The sequence below is a fragment of the Pyxidicoccus fallax genome (assembly GCF_012933655.1).
Lineage (GTDB): Bacteria > Myxococcota > Myxococcia > Myxococcales > Myxococcaceae > Myxococcus > Myxococcus fallax.
In genome coordinates this window covers 1-16,482 of the sequence record NZ_JABBJJ010000028.1, presented here as the reverse complement: position 1 = coordinate 16,482, position 16,482 = coordinate 1, and the positions used below count along the sequence as shown (strand labels likewise).

Annotated in this window: 12 protein-coding genes, 6 tRNA genes and 1 pseudogene; 1 reads left to right on the top strand and 18 read right to left on the bottom strand. The window is 67.9% G+C overall.

The window, feature by feature from the left end; genetic code table 11:
• Positions 1–45: 45 nt before the first annotated feature.
• From lon to HG543_RS08585, 7 genes are all read right to left on the bottom strand, one after another.
• Positions 46–2,511, bottom strand: coding sequence for an endopeptidase La (gene lon / locus HG543_RS08615; protein WP_169344209.1), 2,466 nt, complete (start codon positions 2,509–2,511; stop codon positions 46–48).
• A gap of 198 nt (positions 2,512–2,709) precedes the next feature.
• Positions 2,710–4,905, bottom strand: coding sequence for a prolyl oligopeptidase family serine peptidase (locus HG543_RS08610; RefSeq protein WP_171817781.1), 2,196 nt, complete (start codon positions 4,903–4,905; stop codon positions 2,710–2,712).
• A gap of 179 nt (positions 4,906–5,084) precedes the next feature.
• Positions 5,085–6,362 (bottom strand): ATP-dependent Clp protease ATP-binding subunit ClpX, encoded by a 1,278-nt coding sequence (clpX, locus tag HG543_RS08605; RefSeq protein ID WP_169344208.1) that lies wholly within the window; start codon positions 6,360–6,362, stop codon positions 5,085–5,087.
• Between the two features lie 218 nt (positions 6,363–6,580).
• The gene (gene clpP, locus HG543_RS08600; protein ID WP_169344207.1) at positions 6,581–7,201 is read right to left on the bottom strand and encodes an ATP-dependent Clp endopeptidase proteolytic subunit ClpP; all 621 of its coding nucleotides are present in this window, start codon (positions 7,199–7,201) and stop codon (positions 6,581–6,583) included.
• A gap of 40 nt (positions 7,202–7,241) precedes the next feature.
• Positions 7,242–8,519 carry a trigger factor gene (gene tig / locus HG543_RS08595; RefSeq protein WP_169344206.1) on the bottom strand — a complete coding sequence of 426 codons (1,278 nt, stop codon included), beginning with the start codon at positions 8,517–8,519 and terminating at the stop codon, positions 7,242–7,244.
• A gap of 104 nt (positions 8,520–8,623) precedes the next feature.
• Positions 8,624–8,705 (bottom strand) — tRNA-Leu (locus HG543_RS08590).
• A 102-nt stretch (positions 8,706–8,807) separates the two neighbouring features.
• Positions 8,808–8,880, bottom strand: a tRNA-Lys gene (locus HG543_RS08585).
• A gap of 414 nt (positions 8,881–9,294) precedes the next feature.
• On the opposite strand from HG543_RS08585, the gene bet reads away from it, so the two are divergent.
• Entirely contained in the window at positions 9,295–10,488 is a 1,194-nt protein-coding gene (gene bet / locus HG543_RS08580; RefSeq protein ID WP_439332602.1) for a phage recombination protein Bet, read from the top strand.
• A gap of 103 nt (positions 10,489–10,591) precedes the next feature.
• Here the strand turns inward: bet and HG543_RS08575 are convergent.
• From HG543_RS08575 to HG543_RS08525, 11 genes and pseudogenes are all read right to left on the bottom strand, one after another.
• A tRNA-Arg gene (locus HG543_RS08575) sits at positions 10,592–10,665 on the bottom strand.
• 26 nt (positions 10,666–10,691) lie between these two features.
• Positions 10,692–10,765 (bottom strand) — tRNA-His (locus HG543_RS08570).
• 91 nt (positions 10,766–10,856) lie between these two features.
• Positions 10,857–10,933 (bottom strand) — tRNA-Arg (locus HG543_RS08565).
• A 40-nt stretch (positions 10,934–10,973) separates the two neighbouring features.
• Positions 10,974–11,047: transfer RNA gene (locus tag HG543_RS08560), tRNA-Pro, on the bottom strand.
• A 69-nt stretch (positions 11,048–11,116) separates the two neighbouring features.
• A complete protein-coding gene (gene rdgB / locus HG543_RS08555; protein WP_169344205.1) occupies positions 11,117–11,710 on the bottom strand; it encodes an RdgB/HAM1 family non-canonical purine NTP pyrophosphatase in 594 nt (197 codons plus the stop codon).
• The gene (gene rph / locus HG543_RS08550) at positions 11,707–12,420 is read right to left on the bottom strand and encodes a ribonuclease PH (RefSeq protein ID WP_169344204.1); all 714 of its coding nucleotides are present in this window, start codon (positions 12,418–12,420) and stop codon (positions 11,707–11,709) included. Before rph ends, rdgB begins: the two co-directional genes overlap by 4 nt.
• A 95-nt stretch (positions 12,421–12,515) precedes the next feature.
• Entirely contained in the window at positions 12,516–13,325 is an 810-nt protein-coding gene (locus HG543_RS08545) for an N-acetylmuramoyl-L-alanine amidase family protein (RefSeq protein ID WP_169344203.1), read from the bottom strand.
• 130 nt (positions 13,326–13,455) lie between these two features.
• Positions 13,456–14,496, bottom strand: a complete 1,041-nt coding sequence (gene selD / locus HG543_RS08540) for a selenide, water dikinase SelD (protein WP_371876564.1) — start codon at positions 14,494–14,496, stop codon at positions 13,456–13,458.
• 66 nt (positions 14,497–14,562) lie between these two features.
• A complete protein-coding gene (locus HG543_RS08535; RefSeq protein WP_169344201.1) occupies positions 14,563–15,498 on the bottom strand; it encodes an FHA domain-containing protein in 936 nt (311 codons plus the stop codon).
• Positions 15,499–15,503: 5 nt separating this feature from the next.
• Positions 15,504–16,226, bottom strand: coding sequence for a tetratricopeptide repeat protein (locus HG543_RS08530; RefSeq protein WP_169344200.1), 723 nt, complete (start codon positions 16,224–16,226; stop codon positions 15,504–15,506).
• 39 nt (positions 16,227–16,265) lie between these two features.
• Positions 16,266–16,482 (bottom strand): annotated as a pseudogene (locus HG543_RS08525) (hypothetical protein); the annotation flags it as partial.

The window sequence follows — 16,482 nt, the reverse complement described above, 5'->3', positions numbered from 1 at the left end:
CCCTCCCCTTCCAGGGAGGGAGCCTTCAACCCGTGCGACTCAGCGCTACGCCGGGGCCGAAGCCGGCGACGAGGCCGGCAGCTCGGCGGCGGTCGTCGACGTCGTCTTGGCGCCGTCGGTGGACAGCGGCTTGCGGCCGAACTCCTCCGGCTTCTCCAGCACGAGCGCCTCGCGGAGCACCTCGTCCACGAACTCCACGGGGACGATGCGCAGCTGCTTGCGAATCTTCAGCGGGATGTCCTTCAGGTCCTTCTTGTTGGCCTTCGGGATGAGGACCGTCTTGATGCCCGCCCGGTGAGCGGCCAGGGTCTTCTCCTTCAGGCCGCCGATGGGCAGCACCCGGCCGCGCAGCGTGATTTCGCCCGTCATCGCCACGTCGCGGCGGATGAGGGTGCGCGTCAGCGCGCTCACCAGCGCCGTGCAGATGGTGACGCCCGCCGAAGGTCCATCCTTCGGAATCGCGCCCTCGGGCAGGTGCACGTGGATGTCGTAGTTCTCGAACACCTTCCGGTCGATGCCGAAGCGCTCCGCCCGGCTGCGCACGTACGACATGGCCGCCTGCGCGGACTCCTGCATCACCTCGCCCAGCTTGCCGGTGATGATGAGCTTGCCCTTGCCCGGCATCACCGTGGCCTCGGTGGTGAGGATTTCACCGCCGAGCTCCGTCCACGCCAGGCCGGTGACGATGCCCACCTGGTCCTCGCGCTCCGCCACGCCGTAGCGGAACCGCGGGGTGCCCAGGAACTTCATCGCCGTCTTGCGGTCCACCTCGATGTCGCGCTTGCCGTTCTTCAGCACGTCGCGCGCAATCTTGCGGAACACGCCGCCAATCTCACGCTCCAGCGAGCGCACGCCGGACTCACGCGTGTACCGGTGGATGATGGTCTTCAGCGCCTCGTTGCTGATGTCCACCTTGATGTCCGTCAGCCCGTTGGCCTCCTGCTCCTTCGGGATGAGGTAGCGGCGAGCGATGGAGAGCTTCTCCGGCTCGGTGTACCCCGCGATGCGGATGACCTCCATGCGGTCCTGCAGAGGACCGGGGATGTTGTGCATCGTGTTCGCGGTGCAGATGAACATCACCTTGGACAGGTCGTAGTCGAGGTCCAGGTAGTGGTCGTTGAAGTTGTGGTTCTGCTCGGGGTCCAGCACCTCCAGCAGCGCCGCGCTCGGGTCGCCACGGAAGTCGGTGGACATCTTGTCGATTTCGTCGAGCAGGAAGACGGGGTTGTTGCTGCCCGCCTTCTTCAGCGACTGGATGAGCTTGCCCGGCATCGCGCCGATGTACGTGCGCCGGTGGCCGCGAATCTCCGCCTCGTCACGCACGCCGCCCAGCGACAGGCGCACGAACTTGCGGCCCGTGGCGCGAGCAATCGAGCGCGCCAGCGACGTCTTGCCGACGCCCGGAGGACCGACGAAGCACAGCACGGGGCCCTTGAGCTTCTTCACCAGCTGCTGCACGGCCAGGTACTCGAGGATGCGCTCCTTCGGCTTCTTCAGGCCGTAGTGGTCCTCGTTGAGCACCCGCTCCGCCTCGGTGACGTCCAGGCGGTCCTGGGTCTCGTCGTACCAGGGCAGGCTGATGATCCAGTCGATGTAGTTGCGAACGACGGTGGCCTCGGCGCTCATCGGGCTCATCATCCGGAGCTTCTTCAGCTCCTTCTTGACCTTGAGCGTGGCCTCCTTGCTCATCCGCTTGTTCTTCAGCTTCTCTTCGATCTCCTGGATCTCGTTCTTGAACTCGTCGCGCTCACCCAGCTCCTTCTGAATGGCCTGCATCTGCTCATTCAGGTAGTACTCCTTCTGGGTCTTCTCCATCTGCTTCTTGACGCGCGTGCGGATCTTCTTCTCCACCTGGAGAATCTCGATCTCACCCTGCATCAGCTCGTAGAGCTTCTCCAGGCGCTTGGCCGGGGACTCCGTCTCGAGCAGGGCCTGCTTGTCGTTCAGCTTGAGGGAGAGGTGCGCGACGATGGTGTCGGCCAGCCGCGCCGGGTCGTCGATGCTCGCCACCTGCATGAGCATCTCGGGCGGGATGCGCTTGTTGAGCTTGACGAAGGCCTCGAACACGGAGTGGACGCTGCGAACGAGCGCCTCGAGCTCCACGCTCTTCTCCGTCTGCTCCTCGACCTCGTCCACCTCGACCATGAAGAAGGCGTCGTTGGGGTGGAACTTCTTCACCCGGGCGCGGCGCACGCCTTCGACCAGCACCTTCACCGTGCCGTCCGGCAGGGGGAGGAGCTGGATGACGTGGCCCAGCGTACCGAAGTGGAAGATGTCGTCCGGGGTGGGGTCGTTCGTCTTGGCCTTCTTCTGCGCAGCCAGCAGGATGACGGCCTTGTCGTCCGGCCCCTTGTGCGCCATCGCGTCCTTCAACGCCGCGATGGACTTCTCCCGGCCGACGAACAGCGGCACCACCATGTGCGGGAACACGATGATGTCCCGAAGGGGCAAGAGCGGGACGGTGAGTCCCCGCTTCTGGGCTTCCTTCTTGTCGTCACGTCCGAAGAACATGTATCCGCCACCTGCTGGCCCGCCTGCTGGGCAGGCCACTGAAGAGTTGCCCGTCCGCCCGCTCAGTGAGCGCGCACACGGGGTGAAGCACGTCTATAACACGGCGATTTCGTGTGCCGTTCCCCGGGACAAGATTGGGGAACGGCCCGTTGCCTTCAAGGGAACACCCCGTGCCCACTCGGGTGTCCGCTCGGGGTGTCAGCGGCCCTGCGCCGCCACCCCACCCTGGCGCATCTCCACCCCCAGGGTCTGGAAGAGGAAGGAGTACAGGTCAGCGCTGGACTCAATAGTCTTGGCCACCTGGTCCGCGCCACCGTGTCCCGCGTTCGTCTCGATGCGCAGCAGGACGGGTGCCTGGTTTCCAGGCGCGTTCTGCACGGCCGCCACGAACTTGCGGGCGTGCATGGGGTCGACGCGGTCGTCGTGGTCCGCGGCCATCATCAGCAGTGCGGGGTAGCGCACGTCCGGCCGCACGTGGTGGTAGGGCGAGTAGGCGTGCAGCGTCTTGAAGTCCTCGGCCTTCTCCGCCGTGCCGTACTCCGGAATCCACGTCCGGCCGCTGCCGAAGAGGTGGTAGCGCACCATGTCGAGCAGCGGCACCGCGCACACCACCGCGCCGTACAGCGCCGGACGCTGCGTCATGGCCGCGCCCACCAGCAGGCCGCCGTTGCTGCCGCCGTAGATGGCCAGCCGCTTGGGCTGCGTGTACTTCTCGCGCGCGAGGAACTCGGCCGCCGCGTGGAGGTCGTCGAAGACGTTCTGCTTGCGGCCCAGCCGGCCGGCCTCGTGCCAGTCCTTCCCGTACTCACCGCCGCCGCGCAGGTTGGCCACCGCGTACACGCCGCCGGCGTCCAGCCAGGGCAGGATGCTGCCGCGGAAGGTGGGCTCCATGCTGACGTTGAAGCCGCCGTACCCGTAGAGCAGCGTGGGCGCGTTGCCCTCGCGCTTCAGGTCCTTGCGGTGCACGAGGAACATGGGCACCCGCGTGCCGTCCTTGGACGTGTAGAAGACCTGCTCGGTCGTGTACAGGTCCGGGTCCATGGGCAGCTCCACCCGCGCCCACTCCTCCGTCTTCCCGCTGGCCACGGACGTCTTGAAGACGAGGCGGGGCACGGTGAAGGACGTGAAGACGAAGTAGGCCTCGTCCAGGTCCTCCAGGCCCACCAGGTTGGAGGCGGCGCCCACGCCCGGCAGCTGCACGGTGCGCACGGGCTTGCCCTGCAGGGTGGCCACGCGCACCTCGGTGGTGGCGTCCTTGAGGTACTCCAGCGCCAGGTGTCCGCCGACGATGTTGACGGCCTGGAGCGAGGCCACCTTGTCCTCGGGGACGATTTCCTTCCACGCGGCGCGCTCGGGCTTGCCCGGGTCCACCTCGAAGACGCGCTGGCGCGGGGCGCCCTCGTCCGTGGTGACGTAGAAGCGGTCCTTCCACGCGTTGACGCTGTACTTGGCGCCCTGCCCCTTCACGAGCAGCCGGAAGTCCTTCTCGCCCGGCCGCTTCCAGTAGACGTCGTTCTCGCTCCAGCCGCGGACGATGTAGATGAAGAGGTACTTGCCGTCCCGGCTCAAGTCACTCTGCAGGAAGGTGGTGGGGTCCCCGGTGCGCGGGTGCACCAGCGCGTCCTGCTTCGGGTCCGTGCCCACCACGTGGTAGCGGACGGTGGTGTAGCCCGGCCGCGCGTCCACGGGGATGCTCGGGTCGGTGGGCAGCCACTCGTAGTAGAAGCCCTTGTTGTCCGGCGTCCACTTGGGCGAGGCGTACTTGGCGCCCTCGATGACGTCCACCTTGGACCACTCGCCGGTGTCCACGTCCATGACGTGCAGCACGGCCTCGTCCGCGGCGTTGGGCTTCTGGGCGAAGACGACCTTCTTGCCGTCCCACGACGGCGCCCACGTGCCCATGGACACGGTGCCGTCCTTGCTCCAGGTGTTCGGGTCCAGGAGCACCTTCTCCTGGCCCTTCTCCCCGTCACGCCAGTAGAGGACGGCCTTCTCCTTGTCCTTGTGGGTGCGGATGTAGAAGTAGCGGCCGCCCCGGCGCGCCGGCGGGGAGATGGAGTCCACGTAGAACAGCTCCGTGAAGCGCCGCACGAGCGCGTCACGCCCCGGCACCTTCCCCAGGTGCTCGCGCGTGAGCGCGTCCTGCGCCTTCATCCACGCCTGGACCTCGGGGGACTTCTCGTCCTCCAGCCAGCGATACGGGTCCGCCACCTGCACGCCGTGAAGCGTGTCCACCACCTGCTCCGCCCGGGTCGCCGGGTATGCCATTCGCGAGGACTCCTGGGTTTGGGGAGGCGCCGCGGACGCGGACGCCGGAAGTTCCTCCCGCGCCGCCTCCTTCTGGGTGGCACACGCGGCGAGGGACAGCAGGGCGGGGACGAGCAGCTTTCTCATGGGGTCCCAGCACATACAGAAAGGGCCCCGGCCGTCCCACAAAAAGTGCGGTGGGGCCGGAAGCGCCCGCCCCTTCCACAAAGCGAGGGGCGCGCCGGAGCCATTCCGCTCCATGACGCGCCCCGTCATGCTTCGAGTCCCCCTGGCGCCGCGAGGGGCTCCAGGGGTGGTGGTGGCCGCTAGGCGGATTCCTTCTTCGCCTCGGCTTCCTTCTCGTGGGCGTGGAGGACGACGGGCTCGCTCTTCTTGAGGATGACCTCCTCGGAGATGAGCACCTCGCGGGCCGTCTTGCGGGACGGGATTTCGTACATCACGTCCAGCATGGCCGACTCGAGGATGGAGCGCAGGCCGCGGGCGCCCGCCTTGCGGCGGATGGCCTCGGTGGCGATGGCCTTGAGGGCGCCGTCGGTGAACTTCAGGGTGACGCCGTCCAGCTCGAAGAGCTTGCGGTACTGCTTGGTGAGCGCGTTCTTCGGCTGGTTGAGGATGTTGATGAGCGCGGGCTCATCCAGCTCCTCCAGCGCGGTGATGATGGGCAGGCGGCCGATGAACTCCGGAATCATGCCGAACTTCAGCAAGTCTTCCGGCTCCACGTGCTTGAGCAGCTCGGTGAGGTTGCGCTGCTTCTTGGACTGGATGTCCGCGCCGAAGCCCAGGCTGCGCCCGCCCAGCCGCCGCTCAATCACCTGATCCAGCCCGCCGAAGGCGCCGCCGCAGATGAAGAGGATGTTGGTGGTGTCCACCTGCAGGAACTCCTGCTGCGGGTGCTTGCGGCCACCCTTGGGCGGAACGTTGGCCACCGTGCCTTCGATGATTTTGAGCAGGGCCTGCTGCACGCCCTCGCCGCTGACGTCGCGGGTGATGGAGGGGTTCTCGGACTTGCGCGCAATCTTGTCGATTTCGTCGATGTAGACGATGCCGCGCTGCGCCCGCTCGATGTCGTGGTCGGCCGCCTGGAGCAGGTTGACGATGATGTTCTCGACGTCCTCGCCCACGTAGCCGGCCTCGGTGAGGCACGTGGCGTCGGCGATGGTGAAGGGGACGTTGAGGATGCGCGCCAGCGTCTGCGCCAGCAGCGTCTTGCCGCTGCCCGTGGGGCCCAAGAGGAGGATGTTGCTCTTCTGGAGCTCCACGTCCTCCATGGCGACCTTGGACTCGATGCGCTTGTAGTGGTTGTGCACCGCCACCGACAGCGTCTTCTTCGCGCGCTCCTGGCCGATGACGTACTCGTCCAACACGGCCTTGATTTCAGAGGGCCGGGGGATGCGCAGCTTGGTGTCCTTGGTCTCCTCGCGGTCGATCTCCTCCGCGATGATGTCGTTGCAGAGCCCGATGCACTCGTCGCAGATGTAGACCGTCGGCCCCGCGATGAGCTTCTTCACTTCCTTCTGCGACTTGCCGCAGAAGGAGCAGCAGAGGGTCTGGTTGTCTCGCTTCTCCACGTTCTTGCCCGCCATTGATTCCCTCGCTGCGCCTGAAAGGCCCCCACTCCTGGTAAACGCCCCTACCCCTGCCTCTGGCCCAATCTAGTCAGCCCATGTCCGGAACGTCCACGCGGCTTCCAGGTACTTAACAGGGCGATTCGCACGACGCAGAAAGCAGAAAGCCGGAGACGCGGGTGTGAATTCCCGCGACTCCGGCCGCCAACCGAGGCCCCAAGGCCCCGGAAACCCGACTACTTCTTCTCTTCCTTGCCCAGTCCCACGACCTTCCGGGGGCTCTGGATTTCGTCGATGATGCCGTAGGCCTTGGCCTCGGTCGCGCCCATGAAGTAGTCGCGATCCGTGTCCTTTTCGACCCGCTCGATGGACTGGCCGGTGTGCTTGACGATGAGCTCGTTGAGCTTGGCCTTCATCCGGAGGATTTCCTTGGCCTGGATTTCGATGTCCGTGGCCTGGCCGCGCACGCCGCCGAGCGGCTGGTGAATCATGATGCGGCTGGAGGGCAGGGAGTAGCGCTTGCCCTTGGCGCCGGCGAGCAGGAGGACGGCCCCCATGGAGGCGGCCTGCCCCACGCAGATGGTGGACACCGGACACTTCAGGTACTGCATGGTGTCGTAGATGGCGAGGCCGGCCGTGACGGAGCCACCGGGCGAGTTGACGTAGAGGTTGATGTCCTTGTCCGGGTCCTCGGACTCCAGGAAGAGGAGCTGGGCGACGATGACGTTGGCCACGTCATCGTCGATTTCGGTGCCCAGCATGACGATGCGGTCCTTCAGGAGCCGGCTGTAGATGTCGTACGAGCGCTCACCGCGGTGGGTCTGCTCGATGACGTAGGGAACGGGCATGAAGGGCATGTCGACCTCAGTGAGGAACCGGAAGCTCGGAAGGTGAACCTCACGAATACTTCGCCCGGCTCCTCAGGAATTCAATCGTCTTTTCCTCGCGGAGTCGGAGAGACAACCCGAGCCGCTCGTCCGGGCCCTTGAAGTAGCGCTGCACGACGGCGACGGGCTGGCCCGCCTCGTTGGCGAGCTGCTCGATGCGGGCGTCCACGTCCGCGTCGGAGGCCTGGATGCTCTCCTTCTCGGCGATGGCCTCGAACAGGAGCGTGCCCTTCACCTCCTGGACGGCCTTCTCGCGCATGTCCTCGCGCAGACGGTTGAAGTCCAGGTTGAGGCGGCTGGGGTCCACGCCCTGGCGCTGCAGCTGCTGCAGGGCGCCGCGGAGCATGGAGTCCATGGCGCGCTCCACCATGGCGCGGGGGACCTCGAAGGGGTTGCGCTCGATGAGGACCTTCATCAGGGCCTCGCGCTCCTCGCCCTCGACCTGGGCCTTCTTCGAGCGCTCCATGTCGGTGCGCATCTTGGTGCGCAGCTCGTCCAGGGACTGGGCGATGCCGGTCTCCTTGGCGAACTCGTCGTTGAGCTCGGGGACGATTTCCTTCTTCAGGTCCTTCACGGTGATGTGGAAGCGCGCCGTCTTCCCGCGCACCTCCTCCACCCGGTAGTCCTGCGGGAAGGCGTAGTCGATGTCCTTGGCCTCGCCCACCTTCACGCCCTCCAGGGCGGCGATCTTGGACTCGACGAGCTCACCGGGGGCCACCTGGACGCTGATGCCGTCGGCCTTGCTGCCGGTGAACGGCTGGCCGTCGATGGTGGCCTCGAAGTCCACGGTGACGAAGTCGTTGGCGGCCGCGGTGTCGCGGTCCGTCACGGGATCCAGGCGGCCGAGCGAGCGGCGCATGCGCTCGAGCTGGTCGTTGAGCTGCTCGTCGGTGACGGCGGTGTCCGTCTTCGTGAGCGGCAGCTCGTTGTAGTCCTTCGGCTCCACCTTGGGCTTCACCTCGACGCGGGCCTCGAAGGTGAAGGGGGCATCCGCCTTGATGCCGGAGTTGGTGACCTGGGGGTTGGCGACGACCTCCACCTTGTGCTCGCGGATGGCCTCGACGTAGGCGGCCTGGACGACGCGCTGGATGACCTCGTCCTCGACCTGGTCGCGGAAGCGCTGCTCCAGGATGCGGCGGGGCACCTTGCCCTGACGGAAGCCGGGCAGCCGGACCTGCTGACCGAGCCGGGAGTACGCGCGGTTGAGCTCCTCGGCCACGCGGGAGTTCTCGACCTCGATGGAGAGCTTCTTCTCGATGGGAGAGAGCTCCTCGACCTGGACCTTCATTCGGGCCTCGCTCGCCGCCCGCCTCTGGACGTGAAACCCGGGCGGCGCGGAGAAAAGTGGGACGTGCGCCTTTAGGGGATAGGCACGAGCGGGTCAACGCGAAATGGGCGAGGAGGGACTCGAACCCTCACACCTTGCGGTACCAGATCCTAAGTCTGGTGCGTCTACCAGTTTCGCCACCCGCCCGGGTGCGTCGACACCGTGCGCCGTCTTACCGCGAAACGTCCGGTGGACGGCAGAGGCCCGAAAAAGAAACGGGGCCCCTCCATTTCTGAAGGGGCCCCGGAGTGAGAGCGGAGGGAATCGAACCCACAACCTATGGATTAAGAGTCCATTGCTCTGCCAATTGAGCTACGCTCCCGGCACTGCTTTGTCCCGGCGCGTCGTCAGCGCGACGTCCAGGTGGCGGCGGTAACTACAGAAGCCCGACCGTGCTGTCAAAAAGTATTTTCGGGCCCCCCTTCATTCCCGCCTGCTGATCATCTGACGGATGCGTGGGCCAGCACCTGACGCCGGTCCGCTCGCCCGGCGGCCAGCCCCCGGAACGGCTCCCGGCGGGGCCGAAGCCGGCGCCCATCCCGGATGTTCAACATGGCCACGGCACGCTTTTCGTCCCGGCCCCACTCACCGTGGGAATGAGCCGCACTCCGGGACACGAAGCACCGCGAAGCATTCGTGGGCACTCATGCCGCATGAGGGTTCGCCGCCGCGGCACCCAGGCGGGCGGACGGAGGTCGTTCGCCCTTTTCGCGAAGGACGTATGCAGGAGACGACAGTGACGGAAGCCAACACCCACCTGAAGGCGGACGGCGCGGCGACGGCCCAGGGCCCCCAGCAGCAGGGGAGCTGGAGCCGGGAGCGCGTGGAGCTCGTCAAGCGGACCATCTGCCCCAAGGGCATCAGCGACGACGAGTTCGCCCTCTTCATCGAGCAGTGCAAGCGCAGCGGATTGGACCCCCTGCTCAAGGAGGCCTTCTGCGTGGCGCGCCGGCAGAACGCCGGCAACCGCGAGCGGCCCAACTGGGTCACCAAGTACGAGTTCCAGCCCTCGGAGGCGGGCATGCTCGCCCGGGCCGAGCGCTTCCCGGACTTCCGGGGCATCCAGGCGAGCGCGGTGTTCGCCGAGGACGACATCATCGTGGACCAGGGCAAGGGCGAGGTGGTGCACCGCTTCAACCCGGCCAAGCGCAAGGGCGCGCTGGTGGGGGCCTGGGCGCGCGTGGTGCGCGACGGGAAGCTGCCGGTGGTGGTGTGGCTGGACTTCAGCGGCTACGTCCAGCAGACGCCGCTGTGGGCGAAGATTCCCACGACGATGATTGAGAAGTGCGCGCGCGTGGCGGCCCTGCGCAAGGCGTACCCGGAGGCCTTCGGCGGCCTGTACGTGCGCGAGGAGATGCCGGCCGAGGACTTCGAGTCCGCGCATTCGCACGAGGAGCCGCTCCACGCGGGTGGCCCCTACGAGGTGCTGGGCTCGAAGCCGGGCCCGGTGAAGGCGTCCTTCCCCACGCTGGCGCCCACGCCGCCGGCCCGGGAGGCTCGGGAGGCTCGGGAGGACAAGCCGCTCAACATCGACGTGCCGGTGCCGCCGCCCGCCCCCGCGCGGGAGGCCGCGGTGGAGACCGAGCCCGCCCCCGTCAGCGGCCCCGGCAAGAAGGCCGCCCGCGCCGCCGTTCCCGTCGAGGAGCCGGTGGCGGAGAAGGAAGTGGTGGTCGAGGCGGTGGCGGCGCCGCGCCCGAAGCCGAGCGCGGTGGTGGTGGCCTTCGGCCCCTACAAGGGCCGCACGGCGTCCGAGCTCTCCGACGAGGAGCTGAGCGAGACCATCGACATGGCCAACGAGAAGCTGATGGAGCAGCCGAAGGCGCGCTGGGCCAAGGCGATGCGTGAGAACCTGGCCGCGCTGGAGGCGGAGACGGAGCTGCGCTGCCGCGTCCCCGCCAGCGCCCGCAACGGCGCGGCCCACGAGGCCTGAGCCGGCGTCGTTACACCGCTGAAGAAGTGAGGGAGCGCCCCCGCCGCGAGGAAGTGGCGGGGGCGTTTTCCGTTCCGGCCGCTCGACTCGCGAAGGGGAGGAGCGCGCTCGGAGGGACTTGAACCCCCAACCCCTGGGTTCGAAGCCCAGTGCTCTATCCGGTTGAGCTACGAGCGCAGAACGAAACGGGTCGGGAAAAGGTGGGCGGCCAACCGGGATCGAACCGGTAACCTCCGGAGTCACAGTCCGGCGCTCTAACCAGTTGAGCTATGGCCGCCGTCACTGCGTACGGCGTTGAAGCGGCGGCTTCCCTATCGTGGAAACCGGGGCCTTTCAAGGCCCAAATGTCACGACTCCAGCAGGCAGATTGGCGCCCCAGGCAGGGCTCGAACCTGCGACCCCCGGCTTAGAAGGCCGGTGCTCTATCCAGCTGAGCTACTGGAGCTGGCCGAGCCGCCTGCTTCTTCCCACTGCTTTACTTCAAGTCGGGGCGAGAGGATTTGAACCTCCGACCCCCTGCGCCCAAGGCAGGTGCGCTACCAGGCTGCGCTACGCCCCGTGAAGTAGAGTCCGGCATTGTTGAACCATTGCGAACGGACGCGCAAGGCCAACGTGCCTGACGGCCTGCCTAAAGGCCCAGCAGGTGGGGCTTCATCTTCCGGAAGGCCGCGCCCCGGTGGGAGATGGCCGACTTCTCCTCCGCCGTCAGCTCCGCCATCGTCCGGCCTTTGTCCGGAAGGATGAAGACGGGGTCATACCCGAAGCCATGGGTGCCGCCCGGGGCGTGGCCGATGCGGCCGTCGCACCGGCCCACCTCCACCCGGGCCTCGCCCCCGGGCTTCACCAGCGCCAGCGCGCACTGGAAGGACGCGGTGCGCTGGTCGTCGGGCACGCCGGCCAGCTCGGCCAGGAGCTTCTCATAGCGGGCCCGGTCATCCCCTGGCGCATAGCGCGCCGAGTACACCCCGGGCCTGCCGCCCAGTGCGTCCACGAACAGGCCGGAGTCGTCCGCCAGCGCGGGCAGGCCGGTGGCCTGGGCATACTCGCGGGCCTTCTTCAGCGCGTTGCCCTCCAGGGTGTCGGCGTCCTCCTCGGGCTCGGGCATGGGCGGCAGGTCCGCCAGGGACACCACCTCCACCGCGTCTCCCACCAGCTCGCGCAGCTCGCGCAGCTTGCCCTTGTTGGTGGTGGCGAAGAGGAGCCGGGGCTTCGTCGCCGTCATCCGAGTACCTTGGCCTGGGCGGCGACGAGCTGCTGGATGGCGGCCAGCCCGCCGTCCACCATGGCGTCCAGCGTCTTGCGGTCGAACAGCTGGTGCTCGGCGGTGCCCTGCAGCTCCACCATGCGGCCGTCCGCGGTGGCCACGAGGTTCAGGTCCACGTCCGCGTTGGAGTCCTCGTCGTAGTCCAGGTCCACGCGCACCTCGCCGTTCACCACGCCCACGGACACGGCGGCCAGCGGCGTCAGCTTGGGCGGCTTCGAAAGGGTGCCCGCCTTCTGGAGCGAGCGCAGCGCGAGCACCAGCGCCACGTAGGCCCCGGTGATGGAGGCGGTGCGGGTGCCGCCGTCCGCCTGGAGCACGTCGCAGTCCAGCGTGAGGGTGCGGGGCCCCAGGGTGGCCAGGTCCACCGCCGCGCGCAGGGAGCGGCCGATGAGGCGCTGGATTTCCATGGTGCGGCCCGTCTGCTTGCCCTTGGCGGACTCGCGCTGGTTCCGCGAGTGCGTGGCGCGGGGGAGCATGCCGTACTCGGCCGTCACCCAGCCGGTGCCCTTGCCCATCAGGTGCGGCGGCACGCGCTCCTCCGTGGAGCAGGTGACGAGCACCTTGGTGTGGCCGAACTCCACCTGCACGGAGCCCTCGGCGTAGCGGGAGACGTTGGGGGTGAGGACGACGGGGCGAAGGTCCAGCGCACCACGTTGGAAGGAACGCACGGCGGGCTCCTGGGAAATGGGTGGGAAGGGGGCGACCTGGGCCCTGTCTACCAGAGCCGCGCCTCCCGGGGGCGTCTAGCACCGCCGGTGTGCACTCACCGCGACACGGGGCCGGCCACCTCGGGGCCCCGGACGGCGTCGCGCCGGCGGGTGTCCTTGAGGAAGGCCAGCACGCCGTCGGCAATGGCCTCGGCCACCTTCTCCTGGTACTCCGAGCGGCCCAGCTTCAGGCCCTCCTGGGGATGGGAGATGTAGCCCACCTCCACGAGGACGGCGGGGCACTCCACGCCGGAGAGGACGAAGAAGGGCGCCTGCTGCACGCCGCGGTCCGCGGCGCGGGTGGCGCGGATGAGGCGCGGGTGGATGGAGTACGCCAGCCGGGACGAGTCCGTGTGGGCCTCGGTGCGGACCAGGTCCTGGAGGATGAAGGCCAGCGTGGAGTCGCCGCGCGCGGCGCGGGACACGGGGGCCTCGGCATTCTCGCGGTCGGCCACGGCGCGGGCGGCGTCGCCGGAGGCGTTGGCGGAGAGGAAGTACGTCTCGATGCCCTCGGTGCGCGCGCGCATCCTCTTCGTGGGCATGGAGTTGGCGTGGATGGAGATGAACAGGTCCGCGTCGTGGTCGTTGGTCATCTCCACGCGCTCGGTGAGGGACACCTGCGAGTCGCGCTCGCGGGTGAGGTACACGTCGCCGCCGGCCGCCTCCAGCCGCGAGCGCAGGCGCTGGGCAATCTGGAGGGCCACCTCCTTCTCGCGCATCTCGCCCGGGCCCTTCGCGCCCTCCTGCGAGCCACCGTGGCCCGGGTCGATGACGATGCGCGCGGGCCGCTCCGCCGCCCCGGCGGTGACGGGGACGAGGCAGAGCAGCGAGAGGACGGCCAGGAGGGGGCGGTGCGGCGACGGCATGACGGCCGGAATGCTAGCGGAGGTGTCCCCCAAGGGCGAAATCCCGGGCGTTCAGCCGATGACGGCGCTCCGGGCGCCGCCCGCGGGCTCTACGCCGATGCCCGTCCGGCGACAGCGCACGGCCGGGGGCTCAGCCGATGACGTCGATGCCGGGCTTGCCCTCGCGCACTTCGCCGATGAGGGCCGCGTCCACGCCAGCCGCGTCGAGCGCCTTGAGGGCCTTCAACGCGTGGCGGGCGGGCACGCTGGCCAGCAGCCCACCGTTGGTCTGCGCATCCGCGAGCACCCACTGGATGTGCTCGGGCAGCCCCTCCGGGAAGCGGACCTTCTTCTTCACGTGGGCGAGGTTCGCCTTGGTGCCACCGGGCACCACGCCCTGCTCGGCCAGCCCGGCGACCTCGGTGATGAGCGGGATGCGCTCCAGGTCGAGCGCCGCGCGCGCCTTCGCGCCCGTCATCATCTCCAGCAGATGGCCCAGGAGGCCGTAGCCCGTCACGTCCGTGAGGGCGTTCACCTTGAACTTCCCCGAAGCGAAGGTCTCCCCCGCGGCGCGGTTGAGGGCGGACATCACCGCCACCACGCGCTTGGAGAGCTGCTTCGAGGCCACGCCCCGCTTGATGGCGGTGGTGGCGATGCCCGAGCCCAGGGGCTTGGTGAGCAGGAGCACGTCGCCCGGCTTCGCGCCCGCGTTGGTGAGCACCTTCTTCGGGTGCACCACGCCGGTGACGGCCATGCCGTACTTCGGCTCCGGGTCCCTCACGCTGTGGCCACCGAGGATGGGGATGCCCGCCTCGTCCGCCTTGGACTGGCCGCCAGCGAGAATCCTCGACAGCACCTTCAGCGGCTGGCCGTCCGGGAAGCCCACCAGGTTGAGGGCGAACAGGGGCCGCGCCCCCATGGCGTAGATGTCCGACAGGGCATTCGCCGCGGCGATGGCCCCGAACTGGAACGGGTCGTCCACCACGGGCGGGAAGAAGTCCACCGTCTCCACCACGGCCATGCCGGGCGAAAGACGATAGACGGCCGCGTCGTCGTTGGTGTTGAAGCCCACCAACGCGTGAGGACCCTCAGCAGTCTTCAGGTGGCGCAGGACCTGCGCCAGGTCCGCGGGCCGCAGTTTCGCCGCTCAGCCCGCGCAGTGACTCAATTCGGTGAGGCGCTTCGGCTTCACCGGCTGCTCGTCCGCCATGGTGCTCTCCCCTTCCCTGCTCGCGGCCCATGAGGCCGCGAAAGTCCGTCACGCCTGCCGGATGTAGTCGCGCTTCAACAGCTGCACCACTGCTTCCGCCGTCACCACGTCGTCCGCGTCCGCGCGGTCCAGCACCGCGCCGAGCGAGCCGTAGTTGTGGACGAGCTGGAGCACGTCCAGGAGCTCCGGCGACAGCTCCTTGAGCGGCGGCGTCAGCGGCGAGGCCAGCGCCAGCGCCGCGTTGAGCGGCGGCAGGCTCGCCTGGAGGCGCTTGAACTCGTCGAGCTGGCGGAGCGCGTCCATCAGGAGCGCCTCGGTGGACGAGTCCAGCTCCACCATGAACTCCTGGTTGTCCGCGGGGCGCAGCTCGAAGTCGCCCGTCTCCCAGGTGATGATGCGGTTGAAGCTCTTCTGCGGACCCAGGTTGTGGTTCTCGCCGATGACGGCGTAGTACACGCGGCCCTGGCGCAGGTAGATGCGCCCCTCCTGGTCGCCCATCACCACCAGCACGCCGTTCTTCTTGGACGTGTGGAAGAGCTGCAGCAGGTCCGGCAGGGGAATCTCTTCAATCTTCCCCGTCATGGAGCTGGCCTTGTTGGTGGTGCGCGCGGCCTGGGCGGCGGCGGCCTCCTCCAGCTTCTGCTTGGCCATGCTCTCGTCGACGTTGGCGCCGTCGGCGCCCTGGTGGACGAGCTTGAGGATGGAGGTCCCGATGAGGATGCGGTCCCCTTCCTTCAGGCGGGCCTGCTTCACCTTCTCGCCGTTGACGAAGGTGCCGTTGGTGGAGCCCAGGTCCTCGATGGTGATCTTCCCGTCGGAGAAGACGATCTTCGCGTGCTTGCGAGAGACCATGTCCTCGACGAGCACCATGTCCAGCTCGCTCGAGCGGCCGATGACGACCTGCTTGTCCGCCTTCAGCGGGAACTCGCCACCCTGGTACTTCCCGGAGATGAACTTGAGGGCGTAGGTCTTTGAGGTGTCCATGGTGTTCAACCTGCCTGCTCCGCCTTGCCGGGGTCCTTGACGAGGTTGAGGTACATCTGCGCGCTCTTGTTGTCCGGGCTGCGCGCCAGCACGTCCTCCCACACCGTCACCGCCTCCGCCCGTCTCCCGGCCGAGTACAGCGCCACTCCATACTGGATACGGCCCGGGATGAAAGCCGGGTTCTGCGCGATGACCTGTTCGTACTCGACGAGGGCCGCCGCGTTGTCACCCGCGTCTCGCAAGGCATTGCCCAGCTTGAGGCGGATGTCCACGAACTGGGGGCAAAGTCCGAGCGCCCGCCGATATTCCTCGATGGCCTTCGCCCACGCCCCGCTGGAGGCGTAGACGTCGCCAATCTCGCCGTACATGTTGGCGATCTTCTTCTCGACGTAGGGGTCCAGCTCGCCGGGGCCCGCCTTCTGCTGCGAGAGCGCGGACTGGTAGACCTCCTTCGCCTCGGCGTACTTCCCCATGTCGTTGTAGATGACGGCCAGGTTCAGGGCCGCCTCGGTGTACGCGGGGTTGAGCTTGAGCGCCGACTCGAAGGCGCGCTGTGCCCGGGCGAACTGGCCCTGGTCGTGGTAGATGATGCCGAGCATGTTGAATACGTCCGCGAACGTCGGATTCTGCTCGACGATCTTCGCGAGGTATTGCTCGGCCTGGGCGTACTGCTTCTTCTCGAAGTAGCCGCGCCCGAGGGTCAGTAGCTGCTTGAGGGGCTCTTCCATGAATCGGCCCGAACGGGCCCTGCCTCCGAGGCGGCTAGCCTACATGAGCCCGGGCGAAAACAAGAATTCATCACCGCGAAGCGTCAGTGACAGTTGACGCTCGCCCCGGGTATCCACCGGACGGGCCGGGAGGGCCCCCTGGAGCCGCCAGTGCTCCGTGACGATGGCCTCCTCCCGCTCCAGCCGGACGTACCAGACCTCCGCCCGGTAGCCCCGCGCCTTCATCTGGCGCAGCTCCTCCCACTCCGGCCCGCCC